General features: G+C 49.6%; 19 protein-coding genes. 15 read left to right on the plus strand and 4 right to left on the minus strand.

What is annotated here, in order from left to right; translation table 11 throughout:
• Nucleotides 1–2: 2 nt before the first annotated feature.
• From ABDZ76_RS10430 to ABDZ76_RS10440, 3 genes are all read left to right on the plus strand, one after another.
• A complete protein-coding gene (locus ABDZ76_RS10430) occupies nt 3–1,007 on the plus strand; it encodes an XdhC family protein (RefSeq protein ID WP_343805126.1) in 1,005 nt (334 codons plus the stop codon).
• A 3-nt stretch (nt 1,008–1,010) separates the two neighbouring features.
• Nucleotides 1,011–2,639, plus strand: coding sequence for an NTP transferase domain-containing protein (locus ABDZ76_RS10435; RefSeq protein WP_343805128.1), 1,629 nt, complete (start codon nt 1,011–1,013; stop codon nt 2,637–2,639).
• A gap of 104 nt (nt 2,640–2,743) precedes the next feature.
• Nucleotides 2,744–3,511 carry a sulfite exporter TauE/SafE family protein gene (locus ABDZ76_RS10440; protein WP_343805130.1) on the plus strand — a complete coding sequence of 256 codons (768 nt, stop codon included), beginning with the start codon at nt 2,744–2,746 and terminating at the stop codon, nt 3,509–3,511.
• Between the two features lie 45 nt (nt 3,512–3,556).
• Here ABDZ76_RS10440 and scpA read toward each other — a convergent pair whose 3' ends face one another.
• Genes scpA through ABDZ76_RS10455 form a run of 3 tightly spaced genes read right to left on the minus strand, consistent with a single transcriptional unit; the run spans nt 3,557 to nt 9,282 of the window.
• Complete coding sequence (gene scpA / locus ABDZ76_RS10445) at nt 3,557–5,701, minus strand: methylmalonyl-CoA mutase (protein ID WP_343805132.1); 2,145 nt, start codon at nt 5,699–5,701, stop codon at nt 3,557–3,559.
• On the minus strand, nt 5,701–7,704 hold the full coding sequence (locus tag ABDZ76_RS10450) for an acetyl-CoA carboxylase biotin carboxylase subunit (RefSeq protein WP_343805134.1): 2,004 nt from the start codon (nt 7,702–7,704) through the stop codon (nt 5,701–5,703). The genes scpA and ABDZ76_RS10450 overlap by 1 nt, the downstream gene beginning before the upstream one ends.
• 45 nt (nt 7,705–7,749) lie before the next feature.
• Nucleotides 7,750–9,282, minus strand: a complete 1,533-nt coding sequence (locus ABDZ76_RS10455; protein WP_184222776.1) for an acyl-CoA carboxylase subunit beta — start codon at nt 9,280–9,282, stop codon at nt 7,750–7,752.
• A gap of 129 nt (nt 9,283–9,411) precedes the next feature.
• On the opposite strand from ABDZ76_RS10455, the gene ABDZ76_RS10460 reads away from it, so the two are divergent.
• A complete protein-coding gene (locus ABDZ76_RS10460) occupies nt 9,412–10,833 on the plus strand; it encodes a helix-turn-helix domain-containing protein (RefSeq protein ID WP_343805137.1) in 1,422 nt (473 codons plus the stop codon).
• Nucleotides 10,834–10,856: 23 nt separating this feature from the next.
• On the opposite strand, the gene ABDZ76_RS10465 is transcribed toward ABDZ76_RS10460, so the two are convergent.
• A complete protein-coding gene (locus ABDZ76_RS10465; RefSeq protein ID WP_343805139.1) occupies nt 10,857–11,468 on the minus strand; it encodes a glycosyltransferase family 29 protein in 612 nt (203 codons plus the stop codon).
• Between the two features lie 220 nt (nt 11,469–11,688).
• On the opposite strand from ABDZ76_RS10465, the gene ABDZ76_RS10470 reads away from it, so the two are divergent.
• From ABDZ76_RS10470 to phnC, 11 genes are all read left to right on the plus strand, one after another.
• Nucleotides 11,689–12,348: a DapH/DapD/GlmU-related protein gene (locus ABDZ76_RS10470; protein ID WP_343805141.1), complete on the plus strand. Its 660-nt coding sequence runs from the start codon at nt 11,689–11,691 to the stop codon at nt 12,346–12,348.
• A 122-nt stretch (nt 12,349–12,470) separates the two neighbouring features.
• Entirely contained in the window at nt 12,471–13,037 is a 567-nt protein-coding gene (gene phnN, locus ABDZ76_RS10475) for a phosphonate metabolism protein/1,5-bisphosphokinase (PRPP-forming) PhnN (protein WP_343805143.1), read from the plus strand.
• Between the two features lie 179 nt (nt 13,038–13,216).
• The gene (phnF, locus tag ABDZ76_RS10480) at nt 13,217–13,939 is read left to right on the plus strand and encodes a phosphonate metabolism transcriptional regulator PhnF (protein ID WP_343805145.1); all 723 of its coding nucleotides are present in this window, start codon (nt 13,217–13,219) and stop codon (nt 13,937–13,939) included.
• Between the two features lie 109 nt (nt 13,940–14,048).
• Nucleotides 14,049–14,504, plus strand: coding sequence for a phosphonate C-P lyase system protein PhnG (phnG, locus tag ABDZ76_RS10485; RefSeq protein ID WP_343805147.1), 456 nt, complete (start codon nt 14,049–14,051; stop codon nt 14,502–14,504).
• On the plus strand, nt 14,504–15,055 hold the full coding sequence (phnH, locus tag ABDZ76_RS10490) for a phosphonate C-P lyase system protein PhnH (RefSeq protein ID WP_343805149.1): 552 nt from the start codon (nt 14,504–14,506) through the stop codon (nt 15,053–15,055). Before phnG ends, phnH begins: the two co-directional genes overlap by 1 nt.
• Nucleotides 15,055–16,140, plus strand: a complete 1,086-nt coding sequence (locus ABDZ76_RS10495) for a carbon-phosphorus lyase complex subunit PhnI (protein WP_343805151.1) — start codon at nt 15,055–15,057, stop codon at nt 16,138–16,140. Before phnH ends, ABDZ76_RS10495 begins: the two co-directional genes overlap by 1 nt.
• Nucleotides 16,137–17,051, plus strand: a complete 915-nt coding sequence (locus ABDZ76_RS10500) for an alpha-D-ribose 1-methylphosphonate 5-phosphate C-P-lyase PhnJ (RefSeq protein ID WP_343805153.1) — start codon at nt 16,137–16,139, stop codon at nt 17,049–17,051. Before ABDZ76_RS10495 ends, ABDZ76_RS10500 begins: the two co-directional genes overlap by 4 nt.
• A complete protein-coding gene (locus tag ABDZ76_RS10505; RefSeq protein WP_343805155.1) occupies nt 17,048–17,878 on the plus strand; it encodes an ATP-binding cassette domain-containing protein in 831 nt (276 codons plus the stop codon). The genes ABDZ76_RS10500 and ABDZ76_RS10505 overlap by 4 nt, the downstream gene beginning before the upstream one ends.
• A gap of 10 nt (nt 17,879–17,888) precedes the next feature.
• Nucleotides 17,889–18,596 carry a phosphonate C-P lyase system protein PhnL gene (locus ABDZ76_RS10510; protein WP_343805157.1) on the plus strand — a complete coding sequence of 236 codons (708 nt, stop codon included), beginning with the start codon at nt 17,889–17,891 and terminating at the stop codon, nt 18,594–18,596.
• The gene (locus tag ABDZ76_RS10515; RefSeq protein WP_343805159.1) at nt 18,586–19,746 is read left to right on the plus strand and encodes an alpha-D-ribose 1-methylphosphonate 5-triphosphate diphosphatase; all 1,161 of its coding nucleotides are present in this window, start codon (nt 18,586–18,588) and stop codon (nt 19,744–19,746) included. Before ABDZ76_RS10510 ends, ABDZ76_RS10515 begins: the two co-directional genes overlap by 11 nt.
• Before the next feature lie 75 nt (nt 19,747–19,821).
• Entirely contained in the window at nt 19,822–20,628 is an 807-nt protein-coding gene (gene phnC / locus ABDZ76_RS10520; RefSeq protein WP_343805161.1) for a phosphonate ABC transporter ATP-binding protein, read from the plus strand.
• Nucleotides 20,629–20,637: the final 9 nt, after the last annotated feature.

Genomic DNA, 20,637 nt, shown 5'->3' on the forward strand with positions numbered 1-20,637 from the left:
CAATGAACACAGAACTGTCACAACAGGAGATGTTGTTTCAGCCCCTTCTGATGGCTGCGCAATGGTTCAGGCAAAAACACCCTGCCGCCATTGCTACAGTCATTGAAACATGGGGCTCTGCTCCATGCCCAGTCGGCAGTCATTTGCTGATTGATAATGATGCTCATTTCTATGGCTCTGTTTCCGGCGGTTGCGTGGAAACAGAAGTGATTAGTCAGGCCATGGATGTCATCACGGATGGTAAAGCCCGTGTGCTGGAGTTTGGTGTCGCCGATGAAACAGCATGGCGGGTTGGCCTTTCATGCGGCGGGCGTATTAAAATTCTGGTGACACCATTAACATCTGTCTTTGCTGATATTTATCAGGCACTGGAAAACCGGCGTGCCAGCTATTTGCTGACAAATATTCAAAGCGGCTCTCAGCAGCATTTCTTTGACTGTGATGTTTCATTGCAGCCGTTGATGGAAAATATCCGCATGGGCAAATCGGGTATGGTCAGCCTTGAGGGGGAGGATTATTTTCTCAATATTTATACCCCGCGTCCGCGCCTTGTTTTAATTGGTGCCGTGCATATCAGCCAGAATTTACTGGTTGCCGCTAGGCTTACCAATTTTGATGTGACGATCATTGACCCAAGATCGGCATTTGCGACGGAAGAGCGCTTTGGTGATGCGGATTTGCATGTGGAATGGCCGCAGGATTATTTTGCCAAGCAGCCGTTAGATAATCATACGGCTGTTGCGGCACTGACTCATGATCCTAAAATTGATGATCCGGCTTTGATTGCAGCCATGCATGCGAAAGCCTTTTATATTGGCGCTTTAGGAAGCCGCAAAACCCATGCCAAACGGCTGGAGCGGCTTTATCAGGCGGGCTTTTCAGCAAATGATTGCGCATTGATTCATGCACCGATCGGGCTTGATATCAAAGCGCAAGGCCCTGCCGAAATTGCCATTGCAGTTTTGGCGCAAGTGATTGCCGCCTACCGCAATCGTGCAGCGGAATAAGCCATGCAGTTCGGTCGCTTAGCCCTGAATGATGCATTGGGAGCCATTCTTGCCCATACGATCATCACGGATAATAAGGTGATCAAAAAAGGCACGGTTTTAAGCCGCAGCGATCTTGAATATATCCGGTCAGCTGGGCACGTGGATGTGCTGGCGGCAAGGCTGGAAGGGCTAGATATCGGCGAGGATGATGCCGCACGGCGCATTGCCGATTGCTTGTCTTTTGCCCATATCCGCGCTGGTCTTGCGACCACCGGACGCGTTAATTTCTACGCAGAAAAAGCCGGATTATTTACAGTTTCAGAAGAGCTTATACATGCGATCAACCGTGTGGACAGCTCCATCACCTTGTCAACGCTTGCGCCTTTTACCCGCACCACTGCGGATATGCTGGTGGCGACCGTTAAAATCATTCCTTTTGCTGTTGATCAGTTGCATATGCAACATGTGCAAAGTCTGGCGATCAGACAACAAGCCTTTGCGGTTAAGCCATTCGCACCTAAAAAAATCGGCTTGATCCAGACGGTTTTGCCAAATCTTAAAACCAGTATTCTCGATAAGACAGCCAAGGTCACGGCCAAACGTATTGAGCTCAATGGTGGCGATTTGGTGAGTGAAATGCGTGTCGAACATCACGCGCCCTTTGTGGCAGAGGCGATCAAACAGACATTAAAAAATGCTGATATGGCAGTGATTTTTGGGGCTTCCGCTGTGTGTGATCCTGATGATATTGTACCGCAGGCCATCCGGCTTGCAGGTGGCAGGGTTGAGCGTATCGGTATGCCGGTTGATCCGGGCAATTTGCTCATTCTAGCAAGTCACGGCCATAAGCCTGTTTTAGGAGCGCCGGGTTGTTCACGAAGCCCGAAAGAAAACGGTTTTGATTGGGTTCTCGACCGGCTGATGGCCGATCTTAAAGTTGATGACCGGATGATTGCGGGCATGGGAGTGGGAGGTATCTTGTCAGAAATTCCAAATCGTCCGTCACCACGCGAAATGGTTAAAACAGATCATCAGGGGGATGTGGCTATTGCGGTTCTGGCGGCAGGGCGTTCGAGCAGAATGGGCGCGCGCAATAAATTGCTGGCGCATTTTGATGGTGTGCCATTGGTGCGCCGTTCCGTAGAGGCTGCCATTGCCGGTGGCGGGCGTCCGGTTATCGTGGTGCTTGGTCATATGGCTGAGGAAATTGATCTGGCACTTCATCATCTTACTATCAAAACTATTTTAAACCCGGATTACAGCCAAGGGCTCTCAACATCGATCAAGGCAGCGCTTGATCATTTGCCGCCATCGGCAACAGGTCTGATGATCCAGCTTGGTGATATGCCGCATGTGAAAGCGCATCATATCAGGCAGATGCTTGCGGCATTTGATAAAAGCCGCCACAGTGCGGTTATTCGCGCCACATGTAATAGTGAAGCTGGCAATCCGGTGATTATTCCTGCTCATTTGTTTGAAAAGCTTGGGCAATTACAAGGTGATCGCGGCGCACGTAAGTTGATTGAAACAAGTGAAGTGCAAGTGATTGATGTCGAAATTGGCGAGGCGGCTTTGAGTGATGTTGATACGGCAGAAGCCTTGGAAAAAGCTGGCGGCTACTGGGCTGACCGTCGGCTTTCAACTATGTAACTTATATTCATCGTGTGTTTGCTAAATGGTTGGATTTCAGTGCATATTAATATTGCAAAATTTGATCCCTCTTTATCTAAAATAATCTGAAAGCATAAAAAAATATGGACCCGGTAAATATAGCAGCGCTTTTGCTACTGGCGGGGCTGGCAGCCTATATGCAAACTTTAACAGGTTTTGCGCTTGGGCTTATTATGATGGGCGGCATTGCGCTGGGCTCTATCATGCCGATCGATGAAGCGGCGATATTGGTGAGCTTTTTAACAATCATCAATGCGGTTCAAGTGCTGGCAAAAGGTTGGCGTGATATAGCCAAGCGTGAATTTACCCTGATTATTATTCCGAGCCTTTTCTTTTTGTTGGTAGGCTATTGGTTGCTTGGGTTGTTGCTGGGTAGCTCCGTCAATTGGTTGAAATTGGTGCTGGGCATTTTTATTATCATCTCCAGCATTCAATTGCTGATGAAGCCAACACCTTTGGAAAAGCGTTCGTCTGCGGGTTCATTTGTATTTTTTGGTTCACTTGCCGGACTGATGGGCGGTTTGTTTTCAACGGCAGGGCCGCCATTAGTTTATCATTTATACCGGCAGCCTCTAAGGCTTACCGTTATCCGCGAGACGCTGGTAGCAGTTTTCGGGTTAAACGCATTGCTGCGCCTTGGCACTGTGACATTTACAGGGGAGATGCCGACGGGCGGATTTTGGTGGAGTTTACTGGCTATACCGGCGGTGATCTTGTGCACATATCTGGCACGACGTTTTCCGCCGCCGCTTTCACCGGTTGCCCTGCGGCGATTAGCATTTGTTTTATTATTTTTATCTGGCGCTTCATTGGCCATACCGGCATTTTTGACGCTCATTGCAGATATTTAGTGCTTATAGAAAAGCTCCCGAATAAGGTTCGGGAGCTTTTTAGTTTTACAATGTGTTCGGGCGTTTGCCCTCGAGAAGATCAAGCACGGTGCGTGCTGCTTCCATCACATTGGTGCCGGGGCCAAAAACAGCTGAAACACCGTTTTCATAAAGATAATCATAGTCTTGGCGCGGAATAACGCCGCCAACCACCACAATCACTTGCCCCGCACCGCGTTCTTTCAAAGCTTTGATAAGCTGCGGGGCGAGCGTTTTATGACCAGCTGCCAGTGATGACATGCCCACCACATGCACTTTTTGCTGCACAGCCATATCGGCGGCTTCTTCAGGTGTCTGGAACAGCGGGCCAGCGAGAACATCAAAACCCATATCGCCAAAGGCGGAGGCGATAATTTTAGCGCCGCGGTCATGGCCATCCTGACCAAGTTTTGCCACCATGATTTTCGGTTTCTGGCTTAAAACTTTGGAAAATTCGCCCAGGCGTTCAACCAGTGTCTGATATTCAGGATCGCCATCATAGGCATCGCCATAAACATCACTGACCACTTCCGGTATTGCCGCATGGTCACCATAAACCGCGCGCATTGCATCGGAAATTTCACCAACTGTTGCGCGTTGTCGCGCGGCTTCCACCGCGGCTTCCAGAATATTGCCTTCTCGTGTGCGAGCAACTTCCGTCAGGGCTTTGAGTGCGGCTTCGACCTTAACGGCATCGCGATTGCGCTTCATTTTTTCGATGCGTTCAATCTGCGCCAGTCGCACAGCCGTATTGTCGATCTCTAGAATATCGAGCTGGTCTTCGTTTTCCAGACGATATTTATTGACGCCGACGATCACTTCATCGCCGCGGTCAACCGCAGCCTGACGCCGTGTTGCAGCCTCTTCAATCAGGCGTTTTGGCATGCCCGTGGCAACCGCTTTGGTCATGCCGCCGAGTGCTTCTACTTCTTCAATAAGCGCCCATGCTTTTTCAGCCAGATCATGGGTCAGGCTCTCGACATAATAAGAACCAGCCAGCGGATCCACCACATTGGTGATGCCTGTTTCATGCTGCAAAATAAGCTGCGTATTACGTGCAATACGGGCCGAAAATTCGGTTGGCAGCGCGATCGCCTCATCAAGCGCGTTGGTGTGGAGTGATTGTGTGCCGCCAAGGGCAGCCGACATTGCTTCATAGGCGGTGCGGATGACATTGTTATACGGGTCTTGTTCCTGCAACGACACGCCGGAGGTTTGGCAGTGAGTGCGCAGCATCAATGAAGAAGCCTTTTTCGGTTCAAATTCTTCCATGATACGCGTCCAAAGCAAACGCGCGGCGCGAAGCTTTGCTGCTTCCATGAAGAAATTCATGCCGATGGCGAAGAAGAAAGACAGGCGTCCGGCAAAATCATCGACATTCAAGCCTTTTTTCAAGGCTGCACGTACATATTCGCGTCCGTCTGCCAGTGTGAAAGCCAGCTCCTGCACCAATGTCGAACCCGCTTCCTGCATATGGTAGCCGGAAATGGAAATCGAGTTAAAACGCGGCATTTCTTTAGCGGTATATTCGATAATATCCGCGATAATCCGCATGGATGGTTCGGGGGGATAAATATAGGTGTTACGCACCATGAATTCTTTCAGAATATCATTCTGAATGGTGCCGGAAAGCTCGGCGCGTGAACAGCCTTGTTCTTCGCCTGCGACAATAAAATTGGCGAGGATCGGAATAACCGCGCCATTCATCGTCATGGAAACAGACATATCTTTGAGCGGAATTCCGTCAAAGAGAATTTTCATATCCTCGACACTGTCGATTGCCACACCTGCTTTACCAACATCGCCGACAACGCGCGGATGATCGCTGTCATAGCCGCGATGTGTTGCCAGATCGAAGGCAACCGACAAGCCTTTTTGTCCGGCAGCCAGATTGCGTTTATAAAAAGCATTGGAAGCTTCAGCGGTGGAAAAACCGGCATATTGGCGGATAGTCCACGGACGACCAGCATACATGGTGGCGCGGGGGCCACGTACGAATGGTGCAAAACCGGGCAACGTGTCCAGATGTTGCACGCGCTCCAGATCATCAGCCGTATAGAGTGGCTTCACCGGAATGCCTTCCGGTGTTTGCCATGTCAGCGTGTCGGGAGATCGTTTGATCTCCTTCTCAGCCAGCTTCTGCCAATCGTCGATATTTACTTTATCCGTCATTAAATGAACTCCAGAATAAGCTCATCAACAGCCAGACTTTGACCGGCAGATGCCAGTACGCGTTTCACCACGCCGCTTTTTTCTGCGCGCAAGGTGTTTTCCATTTTCATTGCTTCAACAATTGCCAATGCTTGTCCTGCCTCCACATGGTCGCCCTCCGCGACTTGAATGGAGGTTATCACACCCGGCATCGGGCACAATAGCATCTTGGATGTATCAGGTGCTTGTTTAACCGGCATCAGCCCGGCCAGCTCCGCCACACGCGGACGGCGCACAAATGATTTGATGTCAATGCCACGATAGCGCAGGCGCAAAGCATTGCCGTTAATGTCCACTTTAACACCGAGTGTTTCGCCATCGACATTGAAGGTGCCAAGCTGATCACCTGGTTTCCACTGGCTTGTTACATGCAGCACAGTGTCAGCTCCGATCAGCACACGCAAACCGGCTTCATATTCTTCCATGGTGAGCGCAATGGATTGATGGCCTAAGCTGACAACCCATTCTTTGGCAAGAGGTGCTAAATGGTCGCTCAAACGGCCACTGATTTGAGCGGCACGTTCCTGCACGATTTTATTGATGAAGGCTGCAACCGCTGCCAGTTTTTGAGCAGTTTTCGTATCGGCTTCAACACCGTGGAAGCCTTCGGGAAACTCTTCAGCAATGAAAGCAGTAGTAATATTGCCGTCACGGAAGCGTTTGTGCTGCATGACCGCAGACAGAAACGGCAGATTGTGGCCAATACCTTCCAGCTCAAACTCGTCCAAAGCGCTGCTCATTGCGTCAATGGCGGTGATGCGATTGGGTGCCCATGTGCAAAGTTTTGCGACCATCGGGTCGTAATACATGGAAATTTCGCCGCCTTCATAAACGCCGGTATCATTGCGCACAATGGTGCCGTCAAGTTTTTCGCCTTCGCTTGGCGGGCGGTAGCGGGTGAGGCGGCCAATTGATGGCAGGAAGTTGCGATATGGATCTTCAGCGTAAAGGCGGCTTTCAATTGCCCAGCCATTAAGCTTTACATCAGCTTGGGCAATTGCCAGTTTTTCGCCAGCGGCAACGCGGATCATCTGCTCAACAAGATCAATACCGGTGATGAGTTCGGTTACCGGATGTTCAACCTGCAAACGGGTGTTCATTTCGAGGAAATAGAAGTTGCGTGAACCATCAACGATGAATTCAACCGTACCGGCTGAATGATAGCCAACGGCAGCAGCCAGTGCCACAGCCTGTTCACCCATGGCGCGGCGTGTTGCTTCATCCAAAAATGGGGATGGTGCTTCTTCAACTACTTTTTGGTTGCGGCGCTGAATGGAACATTCACGCTCGCCTAAGTAAATAATATTGCCGTGCTTGTCGCCAAGCACCTGAATTTCGATATGGCGTGGCTGAGTGACGAATTTTTCAATGAAAATACGGTCGTCACCGAATGAGTTTTTAGCTTCATTTTTGGCCGCCTGAAAGCCTTCGCGAGCCTCTAAATCGTTCTCGGCAATACGCATGCCCTTACCGCCGCCACCGGCTGAGGCTTTGATCATCACCGGATAGCCGATATTGGAAGCAATTTTCACCGCTTCATCAGCACTTTCAATCAGCCCCATATGACCGGGAACGGTGGAAACGCCAGCCTCGGAAGCCAGTTTTTTCGAGGTGATTTTATCACCCATTGCAAGAATTGCGCCTTCCGGCGGGCCGATGAAAGCCACGCCGAGCTTGTCGAGAGCTGCGGCAAAAGCCGGATTTTCTGACAGAAAACCATAGCCTGGATGAACAGCATCAGCGCCGGTTTGGCGGATGGCGTCCAGAATTTTGTCGATGACAATATAGGACTGGTTGGATGGTGCAGGGCCGATATGTACAGCTTCATCAGCCATTGAGACATGAAGCGCGTTACGGTCGGCGTCTGAATAAACAGCAACTGTGGCAATGCCCATTTTCTTCGCGGTTTTGATGACGCGACAGGCAATTTCACCTCGGTTAGCAATGAGAATTTTTTTAAACATATTAAATCCAGCTTCGGTTGAATGGTTTAAGCCCGAGGGAAAAAATTACAGCGGAATTGTATCGTGCTTGCGCCAGCGCTTTTCAGTGCGCTTGTTGCGCAGTGAAGCAAAGGCACGGGCGATACGGCGGCGCGATGAATGAGGCATGATGACCTCATCAATAAAGCCGCGTTCTGCTGCCACAAACGGATTGGCAAAACGGGTTTCGTATTCCGCTGTGCGTTCCGCGATTTTTTCGGGATCATTCAGTTCCGAGCGATAGAGAATTTCGGTGGCGCCTTTTGCACCCATCACAGCGATTTCTGCTGTTGGCCATGCATAGTTGATATCAGCGCCGATATGTTTGGAAGCCATCACGTCATAAGCACCGCCATAGGCTTTGCGGGTAATGAGTGTGACCATCGGGACGGTGGCTTGTGAATAAGCAAAGAGCAGTTTCGCGCCATGCTTGATCACGCCGCCATATTCCTGTGCAGTGCCCGGCAAAAAGCCCGGTACATCTACAAGGGTGAGGATCGGGATATTGAACGCATCGCAGAAGCGCACAAAACGTGCCGCTTTACGGGACGCATCAATATCAAGGCAACCGGCCAGTACCATTGGCTGGTTGGCAACAACACCGACGGTCTGGCCATCAATGCGGACAAAGCCGGTGAGAATGTTTTTGGCGAAAGCTTCCTGAATCTGGAAGAAGGCACCTTCATCGGCGATAGCGTAAATCAACTCGCACATATCATATGGCTTGTTGGAGGCATCGGGAATGAGGGTGTCGAGGCGCTGCTCAAGGCGTGCGGGGTCATCAAAACTTGGACGCTTTGGTGTGCTTTCCAGATTGTTGAGCGGCAGGTAATCAAACAGGATGCGCACTTGTTCAAGCGCTTCAATGTCGTTTTCATAAGCACCGTCAGCAACGGAAGATTTGCTGGTATGGGTGCGTGCACCCCCCAGTTCTTCAGCGGTTACAATTTCGTTGGTGACGGTTTTTACCACATCAGGGCCGGTGACAAACATATAAGAGCTGTCACGCACCATGAAAATAAAATCGGTCATAGCAGGGGAGTAAACCGCACCGCCGGCGCATGGCCCCATGATGACGGAAATCTGTGGTACAACGCCGGAGGCTTCGACATTACGTTTAAACACTTCGGCATAACCGGCCAGCGATGCAACGCCTTCTTGAATACGTGCGCCACCGGAATCGTTCAAACCAATGACAGGCGCGCCGTTTTGCAGTGCCATATCCATAATTTTGCAAATTTTTTGCGCGTGTGTTTCAGATAAAGAGCCGCCGAGAACGGTAAAGTCCTGACTAAACACATAGACCTGACGGCCATTGATGGTGCCCCAGCCGGTAACAACACCATCACCGGCGATTTTCTGGGAGGCCATGCCGAAATCCACCGCGCGGTGGGTGACATACATGTCGTATTCTTCAAACGACCCTTCATCCAGCAGCACTTCGATACGCTCACGGGCGGTCAGCTTACCTTTTGAATGTTGGGCATCAATTCGCTTCTGCCCGCCGCCAAGCCTTGCTTCCGCACGGCGTGTTTCGAGTTGCTCTAAAATAGATCGCATTTCATCTCCCAATTGCAAAATATTGCACTTCTTTTAACACCTTAACGGAAGAGGGGGCTTCACAGAACCGGTAAACATGTGGCAATGTGTAAATTATAAAAATGCAAACTCTAAATTGCGAAATTGCAAATGGCTATTGGTAAACTCTATATCGGGCGTAAAATTCGTGAATTGCGCGATGCGCATAAATCCACGCAGAGTAAGTTTGCCGAGCGCATCGGCATTTCAACCAGCTATCTCAATCAGATTGAGAATAATCAGCGTCCGGTTTCCGCATCTGTTTTGGTGGCTTTGGCTGAAAAATTCGAGATTAATATCTCCGAATTGTCTTCAGGCGAAGGCGACCGATTGCTTTCGGCTTTATCCGAGGCACTGAATGATCCGATTTTTGACAATCTTAATATGACCGCGCAGGAGCTGAAACTTGTCAGCCAAAGTGCGCCGAATATGGCGCATGCTCTGATCCGCGCGCATCAGGGATTTCGTCGGAATAGCGAGCAGTTAGCATCACTTAGTGATAGTTTGGGGCGCAGTGCCTCATTAGCAGAAACCACGCCTTTTGAAGAAGTGCGCGACTTTTTTCACTTCGTTGATAATTATATTCATGCACTCGATATTGAGGCAGAAAAACTGTCGCAGGAATTGCAGCTTGAAAATAGCGATCACCGCTATACGCAGCTCTGTCAGTATTTAGAGCAAAAGCATCATATCCATGTGGTGAGTGACAAGGATAGCGGCGAGATTTTGCGGCAGTTTGATCCGCTGACCTCGACCTTACGTATGAACCCTTATGCGGCGCCTTCAACGCGTGATTTTCAGTTAGGCTTGCAAATTGCGCAGGTTCACGCCAGTGAGCTGATCGAGAATATTGCAAAAAATGCAAATTTTCGAACCCAAGAAGCCTTTGAAATTTGCAAAATCGGCTTACAAAATTATTTTGCCGGTGCGCTTTTGCTGCCCTATACGTTTTTTCATAGCACAGCCGCAGAACTGCGTCATGATTTGGAATTATTATCGGTACGTTTTGGGGCAAGTCTTGAGCAAGTTTGCCATCGATTGAGCACATTGCAGCGGCCGGGTTTAAAAGGCGTGCCGGTCTTTTTTGCCCGTGTGGATCGTGCCGGTAATATTACCAAGCGCCACAGTGCGGCGCGGTTGCAATTTGCCCGCTTTGGTTCGGCCTGTCCGCTATGGAATGTGCATGAGGCCTTTGAAACCCATGATCGTATCATTCGCCAATTAGCGGAAACGCCGGATGGCGCGCGTTACCTTTGCTTAGCAACACAGATTTCTAAAGGTACGGGTGGTTTCAGCCGGCCGCAGCAGCGTTATGCTTTGGCATTTGGCTGTGAAATTTCTTACGCGCATACATTTATTTATTCGGATGATTTGGATCTATCAGCGCGTGCAAGTTTTACTCCAATTGGCGTTTCCTGTCGTATTTGTGAGCGCACGCAATGTCCGCAACGCGCTGTCCCGCCATTAATGCAGAAAATTCATGTCGATCATAATAGCAGAGCAACCCTGCCTTATATGATCGAAAAATCTTGAGATCGAAGGTTTGAAATGCCGTCTCAGTTGAGAAAGCTGAGACGGCCTTCATTGATTTTTTGTTCAATCCATTGACGTTCGGCATCCCATGCGTGGCGCTTCCAGCCTTCCCATGTGAAACCGCAAATACGGATGTCCCATTCGTCAGCATCATGGGTTTGCAACATATACCAGATGCCTAAAAAGCCGGTGCTTGGGAAAAGCTTCTTCATGTCTTTTTCGGCAATACCGAGTTGGGCGCAAGCCTGCATATAAAATTCAGGAGACATGATGCGAATATCTTTATATTCGCCAATAATATCAATTGTTTGATGTGTCCAATCGGCGCGACGTCCTTTCAACCGTGAAAGAATATTCGGCTTTGGATGATATTTTTCAACGATACTAGGGTGATAGGGCAACATGATTTCTTGTGTGGCTTCAAAAATCGGCGACTGCATAAAATCAGGTTCCTGCAAACGCCTTTGCATATGTTTGCTGGTGGCCGCAACTATAAGCAGATCAGTTTTAGTGCCAGCCGCTTCAACTGGATGCAGTGCATCATTAAAGCGTACAACATAATCAGCATTGTCGATTGATTGTGAGAGATCCGAGCCAAGCGGAGCACTGCCGACCAGAACCAAAGTCTTTTTCATTATCAGATACTGCTTTTGTATAATTAGGTAATTTTTATACAAGCAGCGTAATGAGGCATCATCACGAAGATCGATATCACTTTTTTGTCATTAACAGTATCTAATGTAAAAAACGTGAACAGTTACATCAAACTGTCGTGGATGCGTCATGAGCAGATTACATCCATGCGTTAATGGGAGCGGATAATATTTATCTGTTTCTTTCAAAGGCTTGGTTTTCGTGAAAAAGCTCTCAGTCACACCACTCGTCCATGATACTGCCGACATCAAAAACAGCACCTTGGGTGCTTATACTGAAGTGGGGGCGCGCAGTCGCGTCTCCGAAACAGCACTGGGTGATTATTCATATCTTGGCATTGATTGCGAAATTTGGTGTGCCGATATTGGCAAATTTGCAAATATTGCCAGTCATGTTCGTATTAATGCGACAAACCATCCGACATGGCGCGCAACTTTGCATCATTTTACCTATCGCGCCAGCTATTACTGGCCGGATGAGCAGGACGAAGCCGAGTTCTTTGAATGGCGCAGAAGCCATATGGTGACGATTGGTCATGATACATGGTTCGGGCATGGCTCAACTATTTTGCCGGGTGTCAGTGTCGGGAATGGTGCCGTGATTGGCGCCGGAGCGGTCGTTAGCCGTGATGTTGCGCCTTATACGATTGTTGGCGGTGTGCCGGCGCGTCTCATTCGTGAGCGTTTTGATCTGGCCACAGGGCAGCGTCTTAATAGGCTGGCATGGTGGGATTGGGATCATCAGCAATTGCATAAAGCACTCGATGATTTCCGCAGCCTCGATATTGAAGCGTTTCTTGCAAAATATGAAAGTGCTGTGAACACAAAGACTGTGATGCAGCATTTAAACCATGATGCATAAAATAAGCTTTTATCATGCTTGCAACCGGTCGACTTTCTATCTGCCAACCATTAAACCCATGCATGCACGCGTTGGCAGAGTGACAATTTTTGCACCGCTTGCAAAGGAGGCCTGTAACATCAATGCAGAATGACAATTCCCAAGGCTGTTTCATTGCGGTTGTAGGCCCAAGCGGTGCCGGTAAAGACACGATTATGGATGCTGCGCGTGAAGCGCTGAAAGATGATGATCGTTTTCATTTCGCGCGTCGTATTATAACGCGTCCGCAAATGGCAGGCACAGAAGATCATGATAGTCTGGACGAGATTGCATTTGCCAAAGCTGTCGCGGATGGCGCTTTTGCTCTGCATTGGCAGGCTCATGGTTTAAACTATGCTTTGCCGCGTTCAATAGACGACGAAATTGCCAATGGTTTGATAGTGATCGCGAATGTTTCGCGCCGTGTACTGGATGAAATTCGGCTCTGTTATCCATGTCGTTCGGTGGTGATGATTACGGCGCGTGCTGATGTTTTGGCCAGACGACTGGCGGCGCGTGGCCGCGAAACAGAACAGGATATCGCGGCGCGTCTTGCACGCGAAGTCAGCTTCGATAATGATGCAGCCGATGTTGTTAAAATCGACAATTCCGGTGATGTTGCATTAGCAATTGATGCTTTTTTACAGCATTTGCGAAGTGTCAAAGCGTAATTTCTATAGTTTCAAATTTGTTTAAAAAATCGAAAGCCCCGCAATGCGGGGCTTTATTTTTGGTCACAATGTGAAAGGCTATTTTGTTGCAAAAGGTCACGAACTTGTCTCGGTAGTTTCATACGCCCTACACAAATTATAGCTAAAACATAAGTCATCCGAATGACTATGAGGCTTTTATGTTGCGGGAACAATGGCAGATAATTCGTGATGAAATCGCCGAAGATATTACTAAGGGCAGTATCCTTTCGGGCGAAAAGCTACCGACTGAGCCGGAGTTGTGCCAAAAATTCGGTGTAGGCAGGCATTCAGTTCGTCGTGCCATTGATGCGCTTGCTGTTGAGGGCAAATTAAGGGTGGAGCATGGGCGCGGCATCTTTGTCGAAGATGCACCATTGATCGATTATAATATCGGGCGTCGTGCGCGTTTCCGGCAAAATTTGCGCTCACAAGGCGTGGTGCCGGGCGGTAGTGTTATCGGTTATGAATTGTGCTCCGCGTCACCGGTTGTGGCTAAAGCTTTGCAATTGGCTGAAGGAACGCCGGTTCATTGTCTCTTCAGTCAAGGCATGGCTGATGGCGTGCCAATTTGCCTTGGTTATTCCTATCATGATGCAGCACGCTTTGCGGATCTGCCAAGCTTGCGGCAGAAAAACGTACCGATTACTGATATCTACCGCCATTATGGTATTCAGGATTATTTTCGTCTGACCACATCGATTTATGCCCGCCGTGCAGAAAAAGATGAAGCACAAATGCTGCGTCAGCATGCGGCACAGCCGGTATTGGTTGTTTGCAAAACGGACTCGGATTCTGCCCGCCGTCCTATCGCTTATTCGGAAGGCATCTGGGCATCCGACCGTGTTAAATTCACCTTCGAAGAACGGGAAGAGGGCCAGTAACCTTACTTGCTGATGAATGAATAAACTTTAAATGAGCAGCTGCCGGAGGCTTTGAAAAGCTGGCGGCTAACCCCAAAGACTATTCCGAAGACCATTCAAGGAAAAGAGCATGGCTGAACAATGCAGCTCCCTGATTTCAGGGGGAACGATGACGCATGGCCGGATGCTGGGTGTTCTGGCGCGTATGCCGAAAGAACCTGTCAAAGCATTTGCCGAAAAATTACTCAATCAGCATGATGACATTAAAGTGCTGAAAAACCGCACTGGTCTTGTGATGCTGCCAATGCGTGACACGGTTAAGTCCACCGATTTCCATTTAGGCGAAGTGCTGGTGGCAGAGGCACATATTCAAAATAATCAGGGCTTGCAGGGCTACGGCATGGTGATTGGCCGTGATCTGGAACAGGCCATGGCTATGGCGGTAATTGATTTGAGCTTTGCTGCAAAAAAGACTGCCGAGGAAATCTGCAATTTTGTTGAAGAGGGTGAAAAATCCATTCTCAAAATGGATGAAGATGTCTTGCGCAATGTGGAAGCAACGCGTGTTCAGATGGAGACATTCTAATGACCATGCAGTCAATGATAACACCTGATGCGGATGAAGCACGCGACAATGCAGTGTTTGAAGTTTTGATGAATACGGCAGCGCGTCCGGGCACGATTTTGTCTCTTGAAGCTGCCAATTCAACCAAGCAATCGATGCAGGAAATTGCGCTGGCACTGGTTGATATTGAAACCAGTTTTCACTGCGATGATGAGGCGTTTCAGGATTTTGTTTCCCTGACAGGTGCCTTGAATGTCGCTCCTCATGAGGCCGATTTTCTCTTTATCTTCAAAGATGCTTTGGCAGCGCTAGGCCAAGCAAAAACCGGTGACGCGCTTTATCCGGATGAGGCAGCAACCATCGTGATGCAAGCCAAATTGCAAGGCGGCCAGGTTTTGACATTAAGCGGCCCAGGCATTGAAACAACCACCACGATTGCCCCGCAAATTGCCGTTGAATTCTGGAATGCACGCGAAAAACGCATCCGCTATCCATCAGGTTTTGATTTGGTTTTGGTTGATGGCGCACAAATTTTGAGCCTGCCACGTTCCACAAAAATTGAGGTGCAATAATGGCTTATGTCGCAACGCGTGGCGGTGAAAACGCCATTCATCAAGCTGAATGTCTTTACCGGTCAATGACGGGCACAATCAGCCATCAACGTGTTGATGAAGTGAAAAAGGCACTGCCTTTTTTGATTGATCGCGTGATGGGTGAAGCATCGCTTTATGAACCCGATCTGGCAGCTCTTGCACTGAGCCAGAGTGGCGGTGATCTTTATGAGGCTGTTTTGTTGCTGCGCGCATGGCGCACGACACAGCCGCGTCTGGCAATTGCTAAACCGGTTTTGCAGGATGAAATTATCACGCATCGCCGTATTTCGGCAGCATTTAAAGACATTCCTGGCGGGCAGATATTGGGCCCGACACTGGATTATTCGCACCGCATTCTGGCAACAGAAGTGCTGGGCGCCCATGATTTTGTACCGGAAGCGGTGACACCAGCTGATAAACCAGCACCGGCTTACCACCCGTCACTGGCTGCATGGCAAAAGGCAGAAGGCTTGGTGCAGGATTACCCGCATGAAGATGTGTCTCGGGAAGATATTCCTGACATCACCCGCGAGCCGCTGCTTTTTCCTTCACCGCGTGCGCATACATTGCAAAGCCTGGCGCGTGCTGACACGGGCGGTTTGCTGGCGCTTGGTTATTCGGCCATGCGTGGATATGGCAATGCGCATCCAACTGTTAATGAGTTACGTCTTGGCGAGGCGGATGTGGTGGTTACACATCCTTCAGGCACTGAGTTTTCTATTGGCCGTGTAAAAATTTCACAGGCAGAAGTGGTTGATAAAAAGTCCAAGGGTTTGAGCCTTGGTTTTTCCGCCACATTAGGCTGGAACGAGGTCAAGGTTATTTCCGCTGCCACGCTTGATTTGAACGCGGAAGGGGCTGCAAAGGGTTCACCGGTTGAGGAAGAGTTTTTCCTTTATCACACCGAGCCAGTGGAAGCGTCGGGCTTCTGTATTCACTTTAAATTGCCGCATTATGTGACATTTCAATCGTCGCTGGATGCAATTCGTGACGCCAAAAAAAACGCATCAGCTACCAAAACTATCGCCACAGCTGAAAAGCGTGAAGAGGAGCCGGCACTATGAATGCTCTTGCCCAATTGACCAAACCGTGGAGCGCTATGAGCTACGGTTTTCTGGATGCCTCGGCCAAGCGTGAAATGCGCCGAAAAATGCTGAAAGCCATTGCCGTGCCGGGCTGCCAGATGCCTTATGCCAGCCGTGAAGTGCCGATGGCACGCGGTTGGGGAACCGGCGGTTTGCAGGTAACTTTAACGCTTGTTAACCCGAAATCAGTGGTCAAAGTTATTGATCAGGGCGCCGATGACAGTGTGAATGCGGCTTCAATCCGCAAATTTGTCAGCCGTGTTTCCGGTGCCGGTGAAACATGGGATACGTGTGACGCTACCATTATCCAGTCGCGCCACCGTATTCCAGAAGAAGTGATGGAAGACAATCAGATTTTGGTACTGCAAGTGCCCAACCCGGAGCCGTTACGTCCAGTTGAGCCGAATATGTCCATTGCGCGTGAAATGCATGCGGATGCGGATTATGGCCGCTTATGGCTGGTGCTTTATGAGGAACTGGTGCGCTCAGGCCGCATCATGCAAGGGGCATCCTATCCGGCGCTCGTTAATGGGCGTCATGTGATGACACCATCGCCGATTCCGCGTTGGGATGTGCCGAAGCTTAATATGGCCAAACATCTGACCTTTTTGTCGGCAGGGCGTGAAAAGCGCATTTATGCGGTGCCGCCTTACACAAAAGTAGAGCCGCTGGTGTTTTCTGATGTGCCATATCAGGTGGAAGATCACGCTAAACTGACCTGCCATCGCTCCGGCCTTGAAGGTTTTTTCATGAATGAAATTCCGCAAGACAATGGCGGATCGCTGTTTGAAGTTTCAGACAGTCATTTCGGCATCAAGGCCATTCAGCAAAGCGAAGGCGAGCCGGTCGAAATCGGTAATACATGGTATGAAAATGGTGAGATGAAATGAAGCTTCAGAATTACGATCGTGCGGCATCAGGCGCAATGCAGCTTCTCGCACCGCAATTGATGACCACCAAACCTATTTTGCAGATGAATAATATCACGCGCCATTATGGCGATGTGACAGCCCTTGATGACGTATCGGTGGAAGTTTTTCCAGGCGAGGTTCTTGGCATTGTTGGTGAATCCGGCTCTGGTAAATCCACGCTTTTGCGCTTGATGAATTTAGAAGATACGCCGGATAGCGGCGATTATCAGCTGGCAATTGAAGGTGCAGGTGACAATCTTTTTGATCTTTCCAGCTATGAACGCCGGATGTTGCGTGCCCAACGCATCGGCATTGTTTATCAAAACCCGCATCTTGGCCTTTTGATGCATAATTCTTCATCAGGCAATGTGGCAGAGCGTTTGCTGATTGCTGGGGAGCGCCGCTTTGCAACCCTGCGGGCAAAAGCTAAAACCGCATTGGAGGCTTCGGAATTTCCGATTGTGCGTATGGATGCGCCGCCGATTGAACTATCAGGCGGCATGCAGCAGCGCGTGCAACTTGCCAAGGCAATCGCGCTGGAACCGGCTTTGCTTTTGCTTGATGAGCCGACAACCGGTCTTGATGTGTCCGTGCAGGCTTTGGTGCTGGATACGTTGAAACGTCTGCAACGGGAGCGCAATATCACCATGGTGATCGTCAGCCATGATCTGGGTGTTATCCGCACTATGGCTGATCGTGTGGTGGTGATGCGGCGTGGCCGTGTGGTGGAACAAGGTCTGGCTGACCAGATTTTCCAAGATCCGCAGCATTCTTATACGCAAGCGCTTGTACACGCGAAATTGTGAGGAAACAGACATGCCGAATAAGCCTGTTTTAGAGATTGAAAACTTCTGCAAACATTTTGACATGCACCATCTGGAACAACGTCTTGGTGCCTTTCAAAATATCAGTTTCAAATTATATGCGGGGCAGTTCTTGCTGCTGCGGGGGCATAATGGTGCCGGTAAATCAACATTGCTGCGCACGATTTACCGCAGCTATCGCCCGACCGGTGGCCATGCCTGGCTGAATATGGAAGACGGGCGCATTGATATGGCGCGCGCGGCTGATGTTGATATTTTGCAGTTGCGCCGCAAAGAAATCGGCTTTGTCACGCAGTTTTTGCTGGCGCGTCCGCGTGTGCCTGCGGAGGAAATTGTTGCTGAACCATTGCGTTTGGCGGGTTTTTCATCCGCAGAGGCTTTGGATGAAGCGAGAAAATTACTGGCTGAGTTTGGGGTAAAGCCTGAATTATGGGCGGCCTATCCTTCGACTTTTTCCGGTGGTGAGCAGCAAAAGGTTAATTTGGCGCGCGCACTCATCATGCCGCAGCGTTTGCTGATGCTGGATGAGCCGACCGCTTCGCTTGATGCAGGGGCGCGCAGTGCACTGGTGCGTCGCTTAGCAGATTTGAAAGCGCAAGGTGTCGCTATGATCGGGGTTTTCCATCACCCTGATGATGTTGCGGAATTGATTGATGGTGAAATTGACCTGTCGCAAAAGGAAATGGCCAATGTGGCTTAGTAATCTGCAAATTGTTCTGCCCGATCAGGTAATCTCAAACGGTGCCGTGAAGGTTGAAAACGGTATTATCAGCGAAATCAGTGACCGCGTCTGCGAAAACACCAGTTTAGACGGACAGGGCAATATTTTGATGCCTGGCTTCATTGATATGCATGGCGATATGATTGAGCGCGAAGTGGAGCCACGTCCGCAAGTGCGTATGCCGATGGAATTAGGCTTACGTGACCTTGATCGCAAACTTGCAACATCCGGTATCACCACCGCCTATGCTGCCTTGTCTTTCAGCCCGAATTCTACTTATGGCCATTTGCGTAGTTATGAACACACGAGTTCTGTTATCCGCGCTTTGAAAGCGATGCAGAATGATCTGCTGGTGGATCATAAGGTGCATACCCGCATGGAAATTACATTTCCGGCGGCTCTGGCGGTTATTGAAGCTTTGATTAAAGAAAACAATGTGGATCTGGTTTCTCTCACTGATCATACACCGGGGCAGGGGCAATATCGCGATATTGAACGCATGATCAGTCGTATGCAGGATGAAAAAGGCATTTCTTATGAAGAAGCTGCCGACACTATCGCGCATCGCATTAAAGATCGTACATTGCCCGCCAGTGAAATGACTGCAACGCTCAATGCGATTTCAAAGCTTTGTAAAGAGCATCAGGTGGCACTTGCCAGCCATGATGATGATACGGTGGAGAAAGTTGAGCTGATGCACGCCCTTGGTGCCGATATCAGCGAATTTCCGGTAACACTGGAAGCTGCACGCAAAGCGCGTGAAAAAGGTTTGGCTAATGCGATGGGCGCACCCAATGCATTGCGTGGGGAAAGCTATTCCGGCAACTTGTCAGCGCGTGAAGCGCATCGACAGGGTTTGCTCGATATTCTTGCGGCCGATTATCACCCGTCCGCAATGGCACCAGCCATTTTGGAATTGGCGAAAGTGGACAAAAACGGCCTTGCCGGTGCGGCCAAATTAAGTTCAACCAATGCAGCCAAAGCGCTTGGGCTTGATGATCGCGGGAGCATCGAAAGTGGCAAATTGGCTGATTTTGTCATTGTTAATCCCCAAGGTTTGGGCCGCCCGGTCATGACAATCCGTCAGGGGCGTGTGATTTATTCTGACGGCAGTTTGCAGCTTTCATGAGCGGAAAAAGTAAATGTCATTGAAAATTCATCCGAATGACTCTCTCTTGTCGTAAGCGTCTGCGATAGTATTCTCATGGAAACACAGACACTCTCACTCAATCATCTTTCCCGTATTTACGGCCAAACCCGAGCCGTTGATCAGGTTAGTCTTGATATTCCGCAGGGCCAGTTTGTTAGTATTATTGGTCCGTCCGGAGCGGGGAAATCGACCCTCTTGCGGTTGATCAACCGTCTCGCAGAGCCAAGCCAAGGCGAAATTCGCCTTGGAAATACTAATATAACGCAATTGCGCAATAGTGATCTGCGCTATTGGCGACGTGATTGTGCAATGATTTTCCAGCAGTTCAATCTGGTGGAGCGATTGGATGTACTGACCAATGTTTTGGTTGGACGCCTTGCAGATCACGGCTTTTTATCGTCGATGACGATGCGTTTTTCTGATGAAGAACGTGCCGAGGCGATCAGAGCTTTAGATCGGTTGGGGCTTGTACCGCGCGCACTTCAACTGGCCGGAACATTGTCCGGTGGTCAGCAGCAGCGTGTGGCGATTGCCCGTGCGCTGGTGCAAAGAGCAAAAATTTTGCTGGCAGACGAACCGATTGCCAGCCTTGATCCGGGCAATGCGACCCGCGTGATGGACGCATTGCGCCGCATCAACCGTGAAGACGGCATTACTGTTCTGGTGAACTTACATACATTGGATACGGCACGTCACTATTCAGATCGTATCATCGCTATGCGTATGGGGCAGGTTATTTTTGACGGAAAGCCGCAAGACCTGACCTCAGATGTTGTCCGTGACCTCTATGGCGAGAGCGGACTGAATGAAATCAATGAAGCTGTCACTTCAACTGCCGCACGCGCCAGTGTTCCGGCCTGATTTTTAGGA

It is taken from the genome of Paenochrobactrum glaciei (assembly GCF_039522165.1).
GTDB classification, from domain to species: domain Bacteria; phylum Pseudomonadota; class Alphaproteobacteria; order Rhizobiales; family Rhizobiaceae; genus Paenochrobactrum; species Paenochrobactrum glaciei.

Excerpts from the sequence above, each read along its gene's own strand:
- phnG (WP_343805147.1), top strand. The coding sequence starts at position 14,049 with ATGGCTGAACAATGCAGCTCCCTGATTTCAGGGGGAACGATGACGCAT.
- ABDZ76_RS10510 (WP_343805157.1), top strand. The coding sequence starts at position 17,889 with ATGCCGAATAAGCCTGTTTTAGAGATTGAAAACTTCTGCAAACATTTT.
- ABDZ76_RS10515 (WP_343805159.1), top strand. The coding sequence starts at position 18,586 with ATGTGGCTTAGTAATCTGCAAATTGTTCTGCCCGATCAGGTAATCTCA.
- phnH (WP_343805149.1), top strand. The coding sequence starts at position 14,504 with ATGACCATGCAGTCAATGATAACACCTGATGCGGATGAAGCACGCGAC.
- ABDZ76_RS10435 (WP_343805128.1), top strand. The coding sequence starts at position 1,011 with ATGCAGTTCGGTCGCTTAGCCCTGAATGATGCATTGGGAGCCATTCTT.
- ABDZ76_RS10495 (WP_343805151.1), top strand. The coding sequence starts at position 15,055 with ATGGCTTATGTCGCAACGCGTGGCGGTGAAAACGCCATTCATCAAGCT.
- phnN (WP_343805143.1), top strand. The coding sequence starts at position 12,471 with ATGCAGAATGACAATTCCCAAGGCTGTTTCATTGCGGTTGTAGGCCCA.
- ABDZ76_RS10455 (WP_184222776.1), bottom strand. The coding sequence starts at position 9,282 with ATGCGATCTATTTTAGAGCAACTCGAAACACGCCGTGCGGAAGCAAGG.
- ABDZ76_RS10505 (WP_343805155.1), top strand. The coding sequence starts at position 17,048 with ATGAAGCTTCAGAATTACGATCGTGCGGCATCAGGCGCAATGCAGCTT.
- ABDZ76_RS10430 (WP_343805126.1), top strand. The coding sequence starts at position 3 with ATGAACACAGAACTGTCACAACAGGAGATGTTGTTTCAGCCCCTTCTG.
- scpA (WP_343805132.1), bottom strand. The coding sequence starts at position 5,701 with ATGACGGATAAAGTAAATATCGACGATTGGCAGAAGCTGGCTGAGAAG.
- ABDZ76_RS10465 (WP_343805139.1), bottom strand. The coding sequence starts at position 11,468 with ATGAAAAAGACTTTGGTTCTGGTCGGCAGTGCTCCGCTTGGCTCGGAT.
- phnC (WP_343805161.1), top strand. The coding sequence starts at position 19,822 with ATGGAAACACAGACACTCTCACTCAATCATCTTTCCCGTATTTACGGC.
- ABDZ76_RS10450 (WP_343805134.1), bottom strand. The coding sequence starts at position 7,704 with ATGTTTAAAAAAATTCTCATTGCTAACCGAGGTGAAATTGCCTGTCGC.
- phnF (WP_343805145.1), top strand. The coding sequence starts at position 13,217 with ATGTTGCGGGAACAATGGCAGATAATTCGTGATGAAATCGCCGAAGAT.
- ABDZ76_RS10500 (WP_343805153.1), top strand. The coding sequence starts at position 16,137 with ATGAATGCTCTTGCCCAATTGACCAAACCGTGGAGCGCTATGAGCTAC.
- ABDZ76_RS10460 (WP_343805137.1), top strand. The coding sequence starts at position 9,412 with ATGGCTATTGGTAAACTCTATATCGGGCGTAAAATTCGTGAATTGCGC.
- ABDZ76_RS10440 (WP_343805130.1), top strand. The coding sequence starts at position 2,744 with ATGGACCCGGTAAATATAGCAGCGCTTTTGCTACTGGCGGGGCTGGCA.